The organism is Corynebacterium sp. UMB10321 (assembly GCF_030228725.1).
Lineage (GTDB): Bacteria > Actinomycetota > Actinomycetes > Mycobacteriales > Mycobacteriaceae > Corynebacterium > Corynebacterium pseudogenitalium.
Window position 1 is genome coordinate 1 of the sequence record NZ_JASOZC010000049.1, and the last position, 273, is coordinate 273.

The following is a 273-nucleotide window of genomic DNA, read 5'->3' on the forward strand; positions in this document are numbered from 1 at the left end:
TGCACCGGGAAAATCGCGACGATTTAGTGTTTTCACAATGGGTTCCCTTCTGATTAGTCATACAACCTGTTTGAATTGGTACGACAGGTTAGCAAACTTTAATACGCCGAACCCCTGTTTTGATCAACTCCTGATGATTAATGAGCAGTTTTATGAGAAAAGTGTGGCGCGGATCATGGTTTAATCGAGGAAACAGGCCTTTTCTTGGATCATAAAGTGGTAGAACATATTGCATTTAATTCGCTCTGAGTAAATAAAGATGTCAGACAACTT

Annotated in this window: 1 protein-coding gene; it reads left to right on the forward strand. The window is 39.9% G+C overall.

The window, feature by feature from the left end:
• Nucleotides 1–184 (forward strand): hypothetical protein (locus QP752_RS11265; protein ID WP_284805546.1); only part of this gene is annotated, 184 nt, incomplete at its 5' end.
• Between the last annotated feature and the right edge of the window lie 89 nt (nt 185–273).